This is a genomic window from Methylobacterium gossipiicola (genome assembly GCF_900113485.1).
In the GTDB taxonomy this organism is placed as follows: domain Bacteria; phylum Pseudomonadota; class Alphaproteobacteria; order Rhizobiales; family Beijerinckiaceae; genus Methylobacterium; species Methylobacterium gossipiicola.
This window is the reverse complement of the sequence record NZ_FOPM01000002.1, coordinates 56,316-71,563: the sequence shown is the minus strand read 5'-3', so window position 1 is coordinate 71,563 and position 15,248 is coordinate 56,316. Positions and strand designations below refer to the sequence as shown.

Genomic DNA, 15,248 nt, shown 5'->3' with positions numbered 1-15,248 from the left:
GGTCCGCCGTCCTCCCTTTCGTCGTCTGGTCCGGCTTTCCGCATGGCCGGAATGCGTCGGAGGCCGGGCGCGGCGCCGTCCGGGATGAGGCGATGAAGCGAATCCTCGCCGTTTCCGTCATCACGGGGCTGTCGGCGGCCCTCGTGGCGGCCTGGCTGATTCGGAAACCCAATCCGGAGCCCGTATCCGTGGTGGCCGCGCTCAAGCCGGCGAAGCCGACGCTGTATTGCGAATTCTACAACTTCGTCGGTCGTTCACCGAAGGTTGGGTTCACGTTCGCGCTTTCGGGAGCGGCAGCCGCTCCCAGGGTCACGCAGCTGAACCAGATCGAGAGCGACGGCACGCGCACGGCCTTCGAGTCCGAAGGAATCGCCGCTCCCCTCTGGACCTTCGAGGCCGGGGCGCCGCCGACCCTGGTTTCTCCGGGGGAGGCGATCCGCATCCTCCTCTACGGATACGAGGGCACCGAATCGGCCAAGGCCCAGTTCGGCGAGGTCAGATCCGCGAGCGCATGGTTCGAGGCGGGACTTCGGAGTATCCAGTACCTGAATCTCGACGGAAAATGCCGTCGCAGCGGCGCCTGACGCCAGCACCGGCATCCCGCCGGAACCGACCCGCGAGATCGTTTCGCGCGTCCGATCCGATTGAGTGAGACGAGCAGTTCCGTGAAATTCCTCGACGAAGCCAAGGTCTACGTACGGTCCGGTGACGGCGGAGCCGGTTGCGTCGCCTTCCGCCGCGAAAAGTTCATCGAGTTCGGTGGTCCCAACGGCGGCGACGGTGGCCGAGGCGGCGACGTCTGGGTCGAATGCGTCGACGGGCTCAACACCCTCATCGACTACCGCTACCAGCAGCACTTCAAGGCCAGGAAGGGCGAGCACGGCATGGGCTCGAACCGCCACGGGGCCAACGGCGCCGACGTGGTGCTGAAGGTCCCGGCCGGTACCGAGATCCTAGCCGAGGATGGCGAGACCCTGATCGCCGACATGACCCATGTCGGCCAGCGCGTGCGCCTCGCCAAGGGCGGCAATGGCGGCTTCGGCAACGCCTACTTCACCACCTCGACCAACCGTGCACCGAAGCATGCCAATCCCGGCCAGGAGGGGCACGAGCAATGGGTGTGGCTGCGCCTGAAGCTCATCGCCGATGCCGGCCTCGTCGGCCTGCCCAATGCCGGCAAGTCGACCTTCCTGGCGACCGTGACGGCGGCCAAGCCCAAGATCGCCGATTATCCCTTCACCACCCTGCATCCGGGGCTGGGCGTGGTGCGGTCCGACGAGCGCGAGTTCGTCCTGGCCGACATTCCCGGCCTCATCGAGGGCGCCCATGACGGCGTCGGTCTCGGCGACCGCTTCCTCGCCCATGTCGAGCGCTGCCGCGTGCTGCTGCACCTCGTCGAGGCCACGAACGAACATGCGGGCAAGACCTACAAGCTCGTGCGCAAGGAACTCGAAGCCTATGGCGGCGGCCTGGCCGACAAGCCCGAGATCGTCGCCCTGTCGAAGGCTGACATCGTCGATCCCGAAACCCTGAAGGAGCAGGTGGCGCGCCTCAAACGCGCCTCGGGCACGAAGCCCCTCGTCCTCTCCGCCGCCACGGGCCTCGGCGTCCAGGATGCCCTGCGGGCCATCACCCGCACCATCGGGGACGCCAAGCTCGCGGAAGCCGAGGCCGAACCGACCGAGGCCTGGCAGCCGTGAGCGTGGGGCCGACGGTGTCCGGGTCCATGCCCGACCTCCACGATTTCCGCCGCATCGTCATCAAGGTCGGCTCCGCCCTCCTCGTCGACCGGGGGCGCGGGCGCCTGCGCCATGCCTGGCTCGCGGCCCTGGCCGAGGATATCGCCGATCTGCATGCCGGCGGGGCCGATGTGCTCGTGGTCTCCTCGGGCTCCATCGCCCTCGGACGGACCGTGCTCGGCTATCCACCCGGTACCCTGCGCCTCGAGGAGAGCCAGGCGGCGGCCGCCGTGGGGCAGATCGCCCTGGCGCGGTACTGGTCGGAGGCCCTCGGGCATCACGGCATCGCGGCCGGCCAGATCCTGGTGACGCCGCAGGATACGGAGGAGCGCCGCCGCTACCTCAACGCCCGCGCGACGGTGCTGAAGCTCCTCGAAGTCCGGGCCGTGCCCGTGGTCAACGAGAACGACACGGTGGCGACGAGCGAGATCCGCTACGGCGACAACGATCGTCTCGCGGCCCGCGTCGCCACCATGATCGGCGCCGACGTGCTGGTGCTGTTCTCCGATATCGACGGCCTCTACACGGCGCCGCCCCACACCGATCCGAACGCCCGGCATCTGCCGGTCATCGAGCGCATCACGCCGGAGATCGAGGCCATGGCCGGGGGACCGGCCTCGGAGCTGTCGCGCGGCGGCATGCGCACGAAGGTCGAGGCCGCCAAGATCGCGGCCAGCGGCGGCACCCACATGGTCATCGCCGATGGCCGCGAGAAGAATCCCCTGCAGGCGATCCTGAAGGGCGGGCGCTGCAGTTGGTTCCTCTCCGGCTCCAACCCCGTCGCGGCGCGCAAGGCCTGGATCGCCGGCTCCCTCGAACCGCGCGGCATCCTCACCGTCGACGACGGCGCCGCACGGGCGCTCCAGGGCGGCGCCAGCCTGCTGCCCGTGGGCGTCACCGGCATTCATGGCGGCTTCGGGCGCGGCGATGCCGTCGTGATCCGGGATGCCGCCGGCCGCACCCTCGGTCGCGGCCTCGTCGCCTACGACAGCGATCAGGCCGCGCGGATCATCGGCCGCCCGAGCCGCGAGATCGCCGAACTCCTCACCCATCCCGGACGCGCCGAGATGGTGCACCGCGATGACCTCGCCATGGTGGGTGAATAGTCGGGTCGTCGCCGGCTACGCTTGTTACGAAGCCATCCGGCATGCGATGACCCGTAAGACAACAGGCGGGCACGAGGGCCCGCGGGGATGAAGACCGTGCCCGTTCTGAATCTGCGTTCCGAGTTCCAGGCTCCCGATCTCATGGCCGAGATGCATGCCATCGGCCAGCGCGCCCGCGCGGCCGCGCGGGGCATCGCCCTGGCGCCAGCCCAGACCAAGGACGTGGCCCTGCGCACCATCGCCGAGCGTCTTCGGGCCGCGCAAGCCGAGATTCTCGCGGAGAACGCCCTGGACGTGGAGGCGGCCCGCGCCGGTGGCCAGACCCAGGCGCTCATCGATCGGCTCACCCTCGATCCCGCCCGTCTCGGCGCCATCGCGGATGCCGTGGAAAAGATCGGTGCCCTGCCGGATCCCGTCGGGCGGCAGGTCGCCGCCTTCGAGCGGCCCAACGGCCTCGTCATCGAGCGCATCGCCGTGCCGCTCGGTGTGATTGGCGTCATCTTCGAGAGCCGCCCCAACGTCACCGCCGATGCCGGCGCCCTGTGCCTCAAGGCCGGCAACGCCGCGATCCTTCGGGCGGGGTCCGACAGTCACCGCACGGCCATGGCCATCGCCCGCGCCATGCGGGAGGGGCTGGAGGTGTCCGGACTGCCCGCCGATGCCATCCAGATCGTGCCGACCCGCGACCGCGCCGCCGTCGGCGCCATGCTGTCGGGGCTCGATGGGTGTATCGACGTCATCGTGCCGCGCGGTGGCCGCGGGCTGGTGGAGCGCGTCCACAACGAGGCCCGCGTCCCCGTCTTCGCCCATCTCGACGGCATCTGCCACGTCTACGTGGCCGCCGCCGCCGACCTCGACATGGCCCGTACCGTAGTTCTCAACAGCAAGATGCGGCGCACCGGCATCTGCGGCGCCGCCGAGACCCTGCTGGTCGACCGGGCCTGCGCCGCGACGCATCTCGCGCCCCTCGTCACCATGCTGATCGAGGCCGGCTGCGCCGTGCGCGGGGATGCGGACGTGCGGGCTGTCGATGCCCGCGTCACGCCCGCCACCGAGGCCGATTGGCGCACGGAGTACCTCGACGCCATCATCGCCGTGCGGGTGGTGGACGGCCTCGAGGCCGCCATCGCCCATATCGAGACCTACGGCTCGCATCACACGGATTCCATCGTCACGGCCGATCGGGCGGAGGCGACGCGCTTCCTGGCGGAGGTCGATTCGGCCATCGTGGTGCACAATGCCTCGACCCAGTTCGCCGATGGCGGCGAGTTCGGGTTCGGGGCCGAGATCGGCATCGCCACGGGCCGGATGCACGCGCGCGGCCCCGTCGGGGTCGAGCAGCTCACCACCTTCAAGTATCGGGTGCACGGCAGCGGGCAGACGCGTCCTTGACGCGGCGGGCGGCCCCTTTACCGTCCAAGACCGATGCGCCTTGACGTGTCGGGGCCGGTCCGGCTGCCGCCGGCTTGCCCGGGCCTGCGGGTCGGCCTCTATGGCGGCTCGTTCAACCCGGCCCATCTCGGGCATCGTCACGTCAGCCGCGTCGCCCTGCGGCGCCTGCGCCTCGACCGGGTCTGGTGGATGGTCACGCCCGGCAATCCCTTGAAGGACCGGGCCGACCTCGCCTCCATCGAGGCGCGCGTCGCCGAGGCCCAGGCCATCGCCGCCCATCCGCGCATCGTCGTCACCGCGTTCGAGGACCGGATCGGCGCCCGGTACACCCGCCAGAGCCTGCGCTACCTCGTGGCCCGGTATCCGACCGTGCGCTTCGTCTGGATCATGGGGGCCGACAGCCTCGCGACATTTCATCGCTGGGCGGGGTTTCGCGAGATCGCCGATGCGATGCCCATCGCCATCATTGATCGGCCTGGCTTCACCCTGACGGGGCCCGCCGCGCGGGCGGCGCGGGTTCTGGACCGCTGGCGCATCGCCGAAACCGATGCCGGGCTGCTGCCGGACCTCGACCCGCCGGCCTGGGTCTTCCTGCATGGCCCGCGCTCCCACCTGTCCTCCACGGCGTTGCGGGCCAGGGGGTAGGTCGCGGAAGGTGATTCACCGAAGGCGCAAACGACACGTTCCATGTCGCGCGCATTCGGAGTACGATGAGCGCATGATCATGGCTAGTGCAGGAACCGAGACGCTGAACGACGCGGTTTACCAGGGAACCCCGGGTTCCGACGAAGCGACCGACCGCAAGATCGGCAGCCTCAGGACGCTTGCCCTCGATTGCCTCGAGGACATGAAGGCCGAAGAGACCATCGAGATCGATCTCATGGGGCGGACGTCGCTGGCCGATACCATGATCATCACCTCTGGCCGGTCACAGCGCCACGTCGGTGCCATCGCGGATCGTATCCTGCAGGACATGAAGACCAAGGGCCTCGGCTCCGCCAGAGTCGAGGGGCTCCCGGCCTGCGACTGGGTGCTGATCGATGCCGGCGACATCATCGTGCATATATTCCGCCCCGAAGTGCGCGGCTTCTACAATCTCGAGAAGATGTGGGGGGCCGACCGCCCGTCCGCCGACCTGTCGGGTACCGCCGGGGCGAAGTGAGCCGGGCGGGGCACCCGTTTCGTGCGTCTCGCCGTCGTCGCCATCGGCCGCCTGAAGGCGGGTTCGGAGCGCGATCTCGCCCTGCGCTATCGGGAGCGGGCTGCGCAACTCGGGCGCGGCCTCGGCTTTCCGGCCTGCGAAATCGTTGAAATTCCCGAGAGCCGCGCGCGTCGTCCGCAGGACCGCTGCGCGGAGGAGGGCGCCGCGATCCTGGCGCACGCGACCGGCGCGGCTCTCATCGCCTACGACGAGCGCGGGCGAACCGACCTTACCAGCGAAGCCTTCGCCGACCGGGTCGCGGCCTGGCGCGATGCCGCCCGCCCGAGTCTCGCCGTCGTCATCGGCGGAGCCGACGGCCTCGACACGACGGTCCGTGCGCGCGCCGACCTCACGCTCTCCTTCGGCGCGGCGACGTTGCCGCATGGTCTTGTGCGCGTGCTGGCCTTGGAGCAGGTGTATCGGGCGCTGACGATCCTCGCCGGCCATCCTTACCACCGCGGAAATCTCGACGAACGATGATGGCGGGCAAGCCCAGCGGAACGGCATGGAAGGGGGGGCGGACGCTGTTCGCCCTCGGCCTGACCGGCCTGATCGCGGCGGTGCCCGTCCTGGCGCAGGATGCCAAGGACGCGGGCGCCAAGGACGCGGGCGTGAAGGCATCACCGGCCGAGGCGGAGGCGATCCAGAAGGCGGTCGCCGAAAAGGAGCGCCGGGCGGAGAATCTGAAACGGATCGAAGAGGCGCTCGCGGCCTCGACCGGCACGAAGGCGCAGCTGGAGGCCGAGATCGCGGCCATCGGCGACGACCGGGCGAAGTTCAACACCGCTCTCCTGGATGCCGCCCGGCAGGCCCAGGCGACGGAAGACAGGATGATCCGGCTCGAGGAGCGCCTGAAGGCCCTCGGCACGAGCGAGGCAGCCATCCGCCGGTCCCTCGATAGTCGGCGCGGCGTGATCGCCGAAATCCTGGCGGCCCTTCAACGCATGGGTCGGCGACCGCCCCCGGCGGTTCTGGTCAAGCCGGAGGACGTGCTCGCCGTCATCCGAACCTCGATGCTGCTCGGCGCCGTGGTGCCGGAACTGCGTGGCGAGGCCGAAACCCTCGCGGCCGATCTCACCGAAATGGTTCGGCTCAAGGGTCTCATCGCGGCGGATCGCGAAGGTTTGAAAAACGATCTGAACGGCTGGGCGCGCGAGCAGCTGCGCCTCAATGCCCTCATCGCCGCCCGCAAGGCACGCCTCGCCGAGGTCGAGAGCGGCCTGGTGACGGAGCGGGCGCGGACGGCGGAACTCGGTCAGCAGGCTCGCACACTCAAAGAACTCGTCGACCGCATGGAGGGCGAAGTCGCCTCCGCACGGCGCGCGGCGGACGAAGCGCGCGCGGCCGAGACCCGCGAGGCCCGCGCCACGCAGGAAAAGTTCGCCGCCGCGGGGAGCCGCGATCCGGCCCGCCTCGCCCCGAAGGTCCGGTTCGTCGATACCCGTGGCGAGCTGCCCCGGCCGGTGAGCGGCACCCTCACGCGCGGCTTCAATCAGCCCGACGGAAACGGTGGCACCACCCGCGGCATTTCGCTCGTCACCCGGCCGAAAGCTGTGGTTTCCTCTCCGGCCGATGGCTGGGTTTCGTTTGCCGGCCAGTTTCGCTCGTATGGCCGACTCTTGATCATCAATGCCGGCGATGGCTACTATCTGCTGCTGGCTGGAATGGATCAGATCGACGTCGAGGTCGGCCAGTTCGTCCTGGCGGGCGAGCCCGTTGCGGCCATGGGTGACGGCGGCGCGGGAGCGGCCCCGGCCGGTGGCGATCCCATGTTATACGTCGAGTTCAGAAAAGACGGCGGCTCCATCGATCCGGAGCCTTGGTGGGCCAAAAGCCCCAGCGAGAAGGTTCGCGGATAATGCGCAAGGTTTCCCTCATTCTCCTCGGCGCGTTCCTGGGCGTCGGGTCCTCCGTGGTCGCGACCCAGACCCGTCTGCTCTCCGGGACCAGCGCCGTCGCGGCGTCCGCGGAGACCTATCGCCAGCTCAGCCTGTTCGGCGACGTGTTCGAGAAGGTCCGCACCGACTACGTGGAGAAGCCCGACGAGGCCAAGCTCATCGAGGCGGCCGTGAACGGCATGCTCACCTCCCTCGATCCGCATTCGAGCTACATGGACGCGAAGAGCTTCCGGGACATGCAGGTGCAGACCCGTGGCGAGTTCGGCGGCCTCGGCATCGAGGTCACCATGGAAGACGGCCTCATCAAGGTCGTGACCCCCATCGACGACACCCCCGCCTCGAAGGCCGGGATCCTCTCCAACGACATCATCACGCAGATCGACGAGGATCAGGTCCAGGGCCTCACCCTGAACCAGGCCGTGGACAAGATGCGCGGCCCGGTGAATTCCCCGGTCAAGCTCAAGATCAGCCGCAAGGAGTCGAAGGACCCCATCGAGGTCGTGCTCAATCGCGACGTGATCAAGATCAAGCCCGTGCGCTCGCGCGCCGAGGGCGGCGATATCGGCTACGTCCGCCTGACCCAATTCAACGAGCAGACCTATGACGGCCTGCGCTCGGCCATCGACAAGCTCAACAGCGAGATCGGTGCCGACAAGCTCAAGGGCTACGTCCTCGATCTGCGCAACAATCCGGGCGGCCTCCTCGATCAGGCCGTGATGGTCTCGGACGCCTTCCTCGACCGCGGCGAGATCGTCTCGACCCGTGGCCGCAACCCCGACGAGACCCAGCGCTTCTCGGCCAAGGCCGGCGATCTGACCAAGGGCAAGCCCATCGTCGTGCTGGTCAACGGCGGATCGGCCTCGGCTTCCGAGATCGTGGCCGGCGCCCTGCAGGACCACAAGCGCGCGACGGTGCTCGGCACCCGCTCGTTCGGCAAGGGCTCGGTTCAGTCGATCATTCCCCTCGGCGGCAGTGGCGCCCTGCGCCTGACCACGGCGCGCTACTACACGCCGTCGGGCCGCTCGATCCAGGCCAAGGGCATCGAGCCGGATCAAGAGGTCCTGCAGGAGGTCCCGGACGAGCTGAAGGGCAAGGACGAGACGAAGGGCGAGGCCGGTCTCAAGGGCCATCTGAAGCAGAAGGACGTGGAGGAGCGCGGCGGCTCCTCGGCCTACGTCCCGCCGGACCCGGCCAAGGACAAGCAGCTCATCGCCGCCTTCGACTTCCTGCGTGGCATCCAGAAGGGCGCCTCCAACACCAAGGCCCCTATGCCGAACTGAGCCGAACCCGTTCCGTCTTAGGGACGTATTAACCACATTGGCCCTCAATATCGGTTCAGAACCGGTATCGGGGGCCGCTTTCGTTAGTGTCGCCGATCCCGCCCCGAACTCTGAGGGAAACGGCTGAGCGTGGCCTCCGACGATATCCTGACCCAGCCGCTCGGCATCAAGCGCACGCCCCGCGAGCGGTTTGCCGCCCTCTCGGCCCTGCGCCCGACCACCCGGATCGTGGGCGGCGCCCTCGCCCTCGGCCTCGTCGCGGGCGTGAGCGCCCTCGCGATCATGGGGGACCCCCATGGGGGCGAGCCGGTGGCCGTCGCCGCCATCACCCTGCGCGAGCCGGAGCCCGCGGCACCCGTGGCCGAGAAGGCCCCGGAGAAGACCCCCGAGAAACTCACCGCCGGACAGCGTTCCGCCGATGCCGTCGAAACGGCGTCGGGCGTCACCGTCGTGCGTGCGGGCGGCGCTCAGGCCCCGGGCGACGCCGTGGTGATCCGCGTGCCCGATGCCGGGCCGCCCAAGCTCGCCGCCCTCGATCCGCGTCTGGCGGAGCGCGGTCGCTACGGAAACCTGCCGCGCCTCGGCGAAGGCCGAACCCGGGTCCTCGACGTCTACGCCCGGCCGGACCCCGGCGTGACCGGTCCGCGCATCGCCATCCTACTGACGGGCCTCGGCATCGGCCAGACGGCGACGGCGAGCGCCATCACCAAGCTCCCGCCCGAGGTCAGCTTCGCCTTCGCGCCCTACGCCAGCGATCTGGAGCGCACCGTCGCCCGCGCCCGCGAAGCCGGCCACGAGGCCCTGCTCCAGGTCCCCATGGAGCCGTTCGACTATCCCGACAGCGATCCGGGGCCGCAGACCCTGCTGGCCGCCGCCCGCCTGCCGGAGAACCTCGATCGGCTGTCCTGGGCCATGAGCCGGTTCGCGGGCTACATCGCCGTCGTCAACTACATGGGCGCCAAGCTCACGAGCAATGCCGCCGCCTTCGAGCCGATGCTGCGCGAGATCGGCGGACGCGGCCTCGGCTACGTGGACGACGGCACGTCGCCGCGTTCCGTCGCGACGGCACTGGGCGCCAAGGTGAAGATTCCGAACGCCCAGGCCGAGATCGTCCTCGACGCGCTGCCCCGGCCGGAGGCCATCGACCGCGAACTCGCCCGGGCCGAGGCCCAGGCCCGCGCGAAGGGCCTCGTCCTCGTGTCGGCGACAGCCATGCCGATGACCATCGACCGGATCGTACGCTGGTCGCGGGACCTCGAAGCGCGGGGCATCCGCCTCGTGCCGGTCAGCGTCACCCTGCGGGGCACGCCGGGGACGACCCGGCTCAGCAGCGCCGCGCCCTGAGGCCGGATCGAGGAATCCCGAACCCTTTTGGGATCGTGCGTTGCGGTACGGGAACGGCCTGCCCTATGGTCGCGCCGATGACAGCTTCCCCGAACAGCGACGCCGCCGATCTGCCCTACCGGGCCTGTGTCGGCATCACCCTGATCGCACGCAGCGGCCTCGTGTTCATCGGGCGGCGCCGTGCCGATGCCGGGCCGGAACACGTGGCCGATGGGCGCGCCTGGCAGATGCCGCAGGGCGGCATCGATCCCGGAGAGGATCCGCGCGAAGCCGCCCTGCGCGAACTCTACGAAGAGACCAACGTGGCGCCGGCCTCCGTGCGTTTTCTCGCCGAGGCGCCGGACTGGCTTTCCTACGACCTGCCGCCGGCGGTGCTGAAGCAGGCTTGGAAGGGCCGCTATCGCGGACAGAGCCAGAAGTGGTTCGCCTTCGGCTTCCTCGGCGACGAGGGTGAAATCGACGTGGCCTCGCCCGGCGGGGGAGCCCACCCGTCCGAGTTCGACGCTTGGCGCTGGGAGCCGATGGCGGGGCTGCCCGACCTGATCGTGCCCTTCAAGCGACCGGTCTACGAGGGCGTGGTGGCGGCGTTCGGTGGTCTCACCGATTGGCACGGTCGGGCGTGATCGCCGTTTCCGTTCCGGTTCGCGTCTGAGGCTGAGCCACCCATGCGCTGGTGGTCGCTTCCCCTCATCCTGGCCCTCGGGTGGTTCGTCTTCACCCTGACGCCGTTCTGGGCACTCTACGACCTCGCCCAGGCGGTGCGAGCGCGGGATGCGGCCTATGTCGAGCGCCACGTCAATTTCCGGACGCTTCGTCTCTCGGTGATCCGGCAGATCGCCGCCGCCGCGCAGGTCCGGGGCGAGGCCGGTGCCGAACCCCGGGAGCGCCAGCGCGTCACCGATGCCCTCGTGGCCCTGGCGATCCCCATCGCCGAATCCCTGGTGACACCGAAGACCGTGGTCGATCTCCTCGACGATGGCTGGCTGGACTCCGTCGAGCCCCGCCCCCCCGAGTTGCGCACGGGCGACGTCTCCCCCGCCGCACGGGACGCACCGCCGCAGCTCGGATTGCGGATCGAGAACCTGCGGCGGCTCCTGCCGTTCTACCTTGCGTCGGAGATGCGGGGCTTTCGCACCGTGGTCATCCCGGTCCCCCCCGAGGTGGCGCGGGACCGCCGCCTGCGCCTGCGTTTGCGCCTGCGCGGCTGGACCTGGCGCCTCGTGGATATCGAGCTTCCCGAGGAGTTGCGGGAGCGGATCGCCCAGAAGGTCGCCGGAGCGGGGCGGGGACGCTAGTCCCGGTCCGCGTCCATGCCCCGGTTGGTGAAGCGGGCGTTGCCGAGGCCGGTGCCGATGGTGAGGATGCCCCACCGGGTCAGATCTGTCCGATGCGGCACCTCGCTCAAGCCCTGCACCACGGCGTCGTTGTGCATCACCACCATGGTGGCGTGGTCGCCGATCCGAGGGATCGCCGCCACGAGTCGCTCGACGAGGTTGAAGTGGTCGGCCTCCCAGTTGCCCGGCAAGTTCTGGCCGCCCCGGTCGATGGTGCCGTCCGCCGCGATCACGCCGGGGCAGCCGATGCCGATGAACGGCGCGAGGGTGAGGTTGGCGCGGCCCGCCCGGCGGATGAGGTCGGTCAGCATGGCGATGAGGCGGTCCACGGCCTCGTCGCGGCTCGGCGCCGGCTCCTCGTCGCGATGACGCCAGATCTCCGAGCGCCAGACGGCGCTGCGCGATAGGTCGGGGGCCTTGCGCAGGTTCGTCGCCACCACGCCCGCGCGGATGTTGCTGCCACCGATATCGACGGCGAGGAGGCTGTCGTAGCCGGAGAAGATCCAGGCCGGAGCGAGGTGCACGGAGCCGATGAGACCGGCCTCGTCGGGATGGTGGCGGATCGGCTCCAAGGTCAGGTCGAGGCCGCCCGCCCGCAGGATGACGCTCGCCCGCGCGATGGCGAGGTGGCCGACGCGGCTGTCGCTGAAGCCGCCGCCGACCACGATACCCTGCGTGTCGTGCCAACCTTTCTGCTTCAGGAACCGGCGCACCACGCCGGCGAGTTCCTGGGCGAACTCCTCGATGGCGCTGAACACAAGTCCAGAGGCGAGGGGGTCGTCCCCGGCCAGGGCCCGGTCGAGGCTCTTCTTGCTCAGGTCGGCGCTCGGTTTGTCCCCAAGGGGGTCTGGGCCGAGCTTGCGCAGGGTCTCACGCCACGTCTCCAGAAGCTCGCGGAACGCCTTCTTGGAGACCTTGTCGCCGACGAAGCCCCCGTCGGTCTTCAGTTCGCTGTTGTAGGCATCGACGATCACCGAGGGCAAGCGGTCGGCGGCATGCGCGATTCCCGCCTCGCGGGTTTGGGCGGTGCCGGCCTCGCGGGATTTGGTGTCCGTCGTCATGCCGTGCACTGCCCTTCGCATACGCGGATCGGCACTCGGAGGGCCGAACCGTCACGCTCGTCATCTGTCGTCACGGCGCCGGAAAGCCAGGGGACGGCCTGCAGGTTCTCGCAACCGTCGCCCTCGGCGTCGCCGATGCCGGTTCAGTTCGCCTTCGGCGCCGCTTCCGCCGGGGGGGCCTTCGGCTCGCGGCTCTCCAGCAGTTCCTCGGCCTTCTCCTCGTCGGTGTCGCCGCTGCGCTCGATGGCCTTGTCCGGATTGGCGGCGAGGGTTCGGACGATCTCGACGAGGCGTTCGCATTCCGAGCCGTAGCCGTAGGTTTCGAGCACGATGGCCGCGTCGCGCAGGGTGCGCAGGTCGCGCACCGCCTGCTTGTTGGCCGCCTCGCGCAATTGGCTCTTGGCCGCGATGGCCTCTTCGAGCTTGGCCGCCTTCACGTCGCAGGCATGTGCTGCGCCTAGGGTGACGGTCGTGAAGGCGAGGGCGAGGAGGGTGCGCATCGGCGAGGTCCGGCAGTTAGGCTCAGGCGTGGGGGCGTAGGATGTCGTTGGCCAGGGCCACGAGGGCACTGAGGCGGTAGGGTTTGGGCACGAACACCGAATCCGTCACGGCATCGCCGTGGGCGAGGTGGCCGCGTCCCCCCGAGGTGTAGACGACGGGCAGGCCGGGGCGAACCCGGCGGGCGCGATGGGCGAGGGCGAGGCCGTTCGTATTGCGAGCCAAATCGATATCGGTGAAGAGCAGATCAACGGGCTCACGGGCCAGAATACGCTCCGCCTCGTCCGCATCGGCGGCGGTGAGGACCCGGTAGCCTTCCTCCAGCAGGGCTTCCGCCGCCAGTTCGCAGACCATGATCTCGTCCTCGACGACGAGCACGGTCTCGGCGAGGCCGCAGCCGTCGAAGGTCGGGAGGGTGAAGGCGGGGAGGGCCGGGGTGGCGCAGGCGAATGGGATCATGACGCAACTCCTACTCACCCGGCGGGGGACGAACGGTCCCGTGCCGGATCCCTGCTTCAACGGGCCGTGGCGGCGGGGCGTTCGTGCCCGTTCGCTCCAATTGCGCGGGTTTGGTGAGCAAAGCTTTAACTCTGCCGGGACGAGGATGAATCCGAGAGAGCGCTCGCGATGACCCGCCCCTGGCAACTCGGCTTCGGCCTGATCCTCACGGCGCTCGCCGGCTACGTCGATGCCCTCGGCTTCATACGGCTGGGCGGCCTCTACACCTCGTTCATGAGTGGCAACACCACCCAGTTCGCCGTCGCCCTCGGGCACGATCAACTGCATCATGCCCTGTTGCCCGGCCTGCTCATCCTGTGTTTCATCCTCGGCTGTGTCTGCGGCGCCGCCTTCTCGGCCCTCACGCCGGCGCGCTGGAGCACCCCCGTGGTCCTCGGCTTCGAGACGGCCGTGATCGCCGCCGCCTTCGAGGCCGCCGTCGCCGCGCCGGATTCAGGGCTCGCCTCCCTCATGCTCGCCCTGGCCATGGGGGCGCAGAACGCCGTCCTGTCCCACGTCCAGGGCTTTCGCGCCGGCACCACCTTCGTCACCGGCGCCCTGTTCAGCTTCGGCCAGAAGCTCGCTTTGGCGCTGGCCCGGCGCGGCGCCCGCTCCGCCTGGGTCGGGGATGGCGTCGTCTGGCTCGCCCTCCTCGTCGGGTCGTTCGCCGGAACGGTCGCCTACGGGCGCCTGGCGTTGTATGCCCTCGCCATCCCCGCCGGCATCGCCGGTATCCTCGCCCTCGTCGCCACGGTCCTGACGGCACGGCGTGCCTCCGGCACGACGCCGGCGTGAGGTCCGGGCGCCACAGGTTCGGGTGCCCCGGGCCGACCGCAACCGCCTGACGAGAGTTCCCGCCGGATGGCCGAGACCGCTCCCTCCCTCCGCGACCACGTCGCCCCCATCGCGGCCGGCGCCCACGTCACCGCCGCCATGTGGCTGAAGGACACCCTGGCCCTGGCGCTCGGCGACGGCGCCGTGCTCCTCGCCGCCCGGGGCGAGGTTCGCCGCATCGAATCCCACCCGCAGGGCGCCATCCTGGTCGCAGCCGGCGACGGACGCCGGATCGTCACCGGCGGCGATGACGGTCGTGTGGTCGCGACCTCGGCCGAGGGGGAGACCGTCGCGGTGGCCTCCGCCAAGGGCGGCACCTGGATCGACGCCCTCGCGCTCCATCCCGATGGCGCCATCGCGTATGCGGCCGGGCGCAACGTGGTGGCGCAGGATGCCAAGGGTCGTGAAAAGGTGTTCGCCGCACCGTCCACGGCCCGGGGCCTCGCCTTCGCGCCGAAGGGCTATCGCCTCGCGGTGGCCCACTACAACGGCGCGACCCTGTGGTACCCGAATCTCGAGACCGCCCCCGAGTTCGTCGAGTGGAAGGGCTCGCATATCGACGTGACCTGGTCGCCCGACGGTCGCTTCATCGTCACCACGATGCAGGAGAACGCCCTGCACGGCTGGCGTCTCCAGCCCGACCGGGGCCACATGCGGATGTCGGGGTATCCCGGCAAGGTCCGCTCCGTGGCGTGGTCCGGCGACGGGAACTGGCTCGCCACGGGCGGGGCCGAGGCGGCCATCATCTGGCCGTTCGATTCCAAGGAAGGCCCCACGGGCAAGGCCCCCCGCGAATGCGGCGTGCGCCCGGCTCGGGTTTCCCGCGTGGCGTTCCACCCGAAGGCCCTCGTCCTCGCCATCGGGTACGAGGACGGCTGCATCCTGCTCGTGCGCTTCGCCGACGGCTCCGAACTCCTCGTGCGCCCGGCCGTGAGGGGCTCCGGCGTTACGGCCCTGGCCTGGGATGCGCGCGGCGCCCGCCTCGGCTTCGGCTGCGCCGATGGCGCCGCCGGCCTCCTCACCCTGCCGGGTTGACGTCGTGGCGCTGTTCGGATTCGGGCGC

Annotated in this window: 17 protein-coding genes; 14 read left to right on the top strand and 3 right to left on the bottom strand. The window is 69.9% G+C overall.

Annotated elements, in window-relative coordinates; translation table 11 throughout:
- Positions 1-92 precede the first annotated feature (92 nt).
- From BM249_RS01870 to BM249_RS01815, 12 genes are all read left to right on the top strand, one after another.
- Entirely contained in the window at positions 93-584 is a 492-nt protein-coding gene (locus tag BM249_RS01870) for a hypothetical protein (protein WP_143103665.1), read from the top strand.
- Positions 585-665: 81 nt separating this feature from the next.
- A complete protein-coding gene (gene obgE, locus BM249_RS01865) occupies positions 666-1,700 on the top strand; it encodes a GTPase ObgE (protein WP_091968412.1) in 1,035 nt (344 codons plus the stop codon).
- A 26-nt stretch (positions 1,701-1,726) separates the two neighbouring features.
- Positions 1,727-2,845: a glutamate 5-kinase gene (proB, locus tag BM249_RS01860; RefSeq protein WP_091968410.1), complete on the top strand. Its 1,119-nt coding sequence runs from the start codon at positions 1,727-1,729 to the stop codon at positions 2,843-2,845.
- A 96-nt stretch (positions 2,846-2,941) separates the two neighbouring features.
- Positions 2,942-4,237 carry a glutamate-5-semialdehyde dehydrogenase gene (locus BM249_RS01855; RefSeq protein ID WP_091968829.1) on the top strand — a complete coding sequence of 432 codons (1,296 nt, stop codon included), beginning with the start codon at positions 2,942-2,944 and terminating at the stop codon, positions 4,235-4,237.
- Between the two features lie 33 nt (positions 4,238-4,270).
- Complete coding sequence (locus BM249_RS01850) at positions 4,271-4,882, top strand: nicotinate-nucleotide adenylyltransferase (RefSeq protein WP_091968407.1); 612 nt, start codon at positions 4,271-4,273, stop codon at positions 4,880-4,882.
- 73 nt (positions 4,883-4,955) lie between these two features.
- A complete protein-coding gene (gene rsfS / locus BM249_RS01845) occupies positions 4,956-5,399 on the top strand; it encodes a ribosome silencing factor (protein WP_091968405.1) in 444 nt (147 codons plus the stop codon).
- Positions 5,400-5,420: 21 nt separating this feature from the next.
- Positions 5,421-5,918, top strand: coding sequence for a 23S rRNA (pseudouridine(1915)-N(3))-methyltransferase RlmH (gene rlmH, locus BM249_RS01840; RefSeq protein ID WP_091968402.1), 498 nt, complete (start codon positions 5,421-5,423; stop codon positions 5,916-5,918).
- Positions 5,918-7,297, top strand: a complete 1,380-nt coding sequence (locus BM249_RS01835; RefSeq protein WP_091968399.1) for a murein hydrolase activator EnvC family protein — start codon at positions 5,918-5,920, stop codon at positions 7,295-7,297. Before rlmH ends, BM249_RS01835 begins: the two co-directional genes overlap by 1 nt.
- The gene (locus BM249_RS01830; RefSeq protein ID WP_091968397.1) at positions 7,297-8,616 is read left to right on the top strand and encodes a S41 family peptidase; all 1,320 of its coding nucleotides are present in this window, start codon (positions 7,297-7,299) and stop codon (positions 8,614-8,616) included. The genes BM249_RS01835 and BM249_RS01830 overlap by 1 nt, the downstream gene beginning before the upstream one ends.
- 123 nt (positions 8,617-8,739) lie before the next feature.
- A complete protein-coding gene (locus BM249_RS01825; RefSeq protein WP_091968395.1) occupies positions 8,740-9,960 on the top strand; it encodes a divergent polysaccharide deacetylase family protein in 1,221 nt (406 codons plus the stop codon).
- A 65-nt stretch (positions 9,961-10,025) separates the two neighbouring features.
- Positions 10,026-10,583, top strand: a complete 558-nt coding sequence (locus BM249_RS01820) for an RNA pyrophosphohydrolase (protein ID WP_091968392.1) — start codon at positions 10,026-10,028, stop codon at positions 10,581-10,583.
- A 42-nt stretch (positions 10,584-10,625) separates the two neighbouring features.
- A complete protein-coding gene (locus tag BM249_RS01815) occupies positions 10,626-11,255 on the top strand; it encodes a DUF2939 domain-containing protein (protein WP_091968390.1) in 630 nt (209 codons plus the stop codon).
- Here BM249_RS01815 and BM249_RS01810 read toward each other — a convergent pair.
- From BM249_RS01810 to BM249_RS01800, 3 genes are all read right to left on the bottom strand, one after another.
- Complete coding sequence (locus tag BM249_RS01810; RefSeq protein ID WP_091968388.1) at positions 11,252-12,355, bottom strand: ROK family protein; 1,104 nt, start codon at positions 12,353-12,355, stop codon at positions 11,252-11,254. The two genes, BM249_RS01815 and BM249_RS01810, sit on opposite strands and share 4 nt — an antisense overlap.
- A gap of 143 nt (positions 12,356-12,498) precedes the next feature.
- The gene (locus tag BM249_RS01805; protein WP_091968385.1) at positions 12,499-12,855 is read right to left on the bottom strand and encodes a photosystem reaction center subunit H; all 357 of its coding nucleotides are present in this window, start codon (positions 12,853-12,855) and stop codon (positions 12,499-12,501) included.
- A 22-nt stretch (positions 12,856-12,877) separates the two neighbouring features.
- Entirely contained in the window at positions 12,878-13,312 is a 435-nt protein-coding gene (locus tag BM249_RS01800; protein ID WP_091968383.1) for a response regulator, read from the bottom strand.
- A 168-nt stretch (positions 13,313-13,480) separates the two neighbouring features.
- Here BM249_RS01800 and BM249_RS01795 point away from each other — a divergent pair, with 168 nt between their 5' ends.
- Entirely contained in the window at positions 13,481-14,146 is a 666-nt protein-coding gene (locus BM249_RS01795; RefSeq protein ID WP_091968381.1) for a YoaK family protein, read from the top strand.
- A 66-nt stretch (positions 14,147-14,212) separates the two neighbouring features.
- Positions 14,213-15,220, top strand: coding sequence for a WD40 repeat domain-containing protein (locus tag BM249_RS01790; RefSeq protein ID WP_091968379.1), 1,008 nt, complete (start codon positions 14,213-14,215; stop codon positions 15,218-15,220).
- The last annotated feature ends 28 nt before the right edge of the window (positions 15,221-15,248 follow it).

Bases quoted from the DNA above. Each gene is read 5' to 3' on its own strand.
- rsfS (WP_091968405.1), top strand. From the start codon at position 4,956: ATGATCATGGCTAGTGCAGGAACCGAGACGCTGAACGACGCGGTTTAC.
- BM249_RS01810 (WP_091968388.1), bottom strand. From the start codon at position 12,355: ATGACGACGGACACCAAATCCCGCGAGGCCGGCACCGCCCAAACCCGC.
- BM249_RS01835 (WP_091968399.1), top strand. From the start codon at position 5,918: ATGGCGGGCAAGCCCAGCGGAACGGCATGGAAGGGGGGGCGGACGCTG.
- BM249_RS01850 (WP_091968407.1), top strand. From the start codon at position 4,271: ATGCGCCTTGACGTGTCGGGGCCGGTCCGGCTGCCGCCGGCTTGCCCG.
- BM249_RS01820 (WP_091968392.1), top strand. From the start codon at position 10,026: ATGGTCGCGCCGATGACAGCTTCCCCGAACAGCGACGCCGCCGATCTG.
- BM249_RS01815 (WP_091968390.1), top strand. From the start codon at position 10,626: ATGCGCTGGTGGTCGCTTCCCCTCATCCTGGCCCTCGGGTGGTTCGTC.
- BM249_RS01790 (WP_091968379.1), top strand. From the start codon at position 14,213: ATGGCCGAGACCGCTCCCTCCCTCCGCGACCACGTCGCCCCCATCGCG.
- BM249_RS01805 (WP_091968385.1), bottom strand. From the start codon at position 12,855: ATGCGCACCCTCCTCGCCCTCGCCTTCACGACCGTCACCCTAGGCGCA.
- BM249_RS01800 (WP_091968383.1), bottom strand. From the start codon at position 13,312: ATGATCCCATTCGCCTGCGCCACCCCGGCCCTCCCCGCCTTCACCCTC.
- BM249_RS01870 (WP_143103665.1), top strand. From the start codon at position 93: ATGAAGCGAATCCTCGCCGTTTCCGTCATCACGGGGCTGTCGGCGGCC.
- proB (WP_091968410.1), top strand. From the start codon at position 1,727: ATGCCCGACCTCCACGATTTCCGCCGCATCGTCATCAAGGTCGGCTCC.
- BM249_RS01795 (WP_091968381.1), top strand. From the start codon at position 13,481: ATGACCCGCCCCTGGCAACTCGGCTTCGGCCTGATCCTCACGGCGCTC.
- BM249_RS01830 (WP_091968397.1), top strand. From the start codon at position 7,297: ATGCGCAAGGTTTCCCTCATTCTCCTCGGCGCGTTCCTGGGCGTCGGG.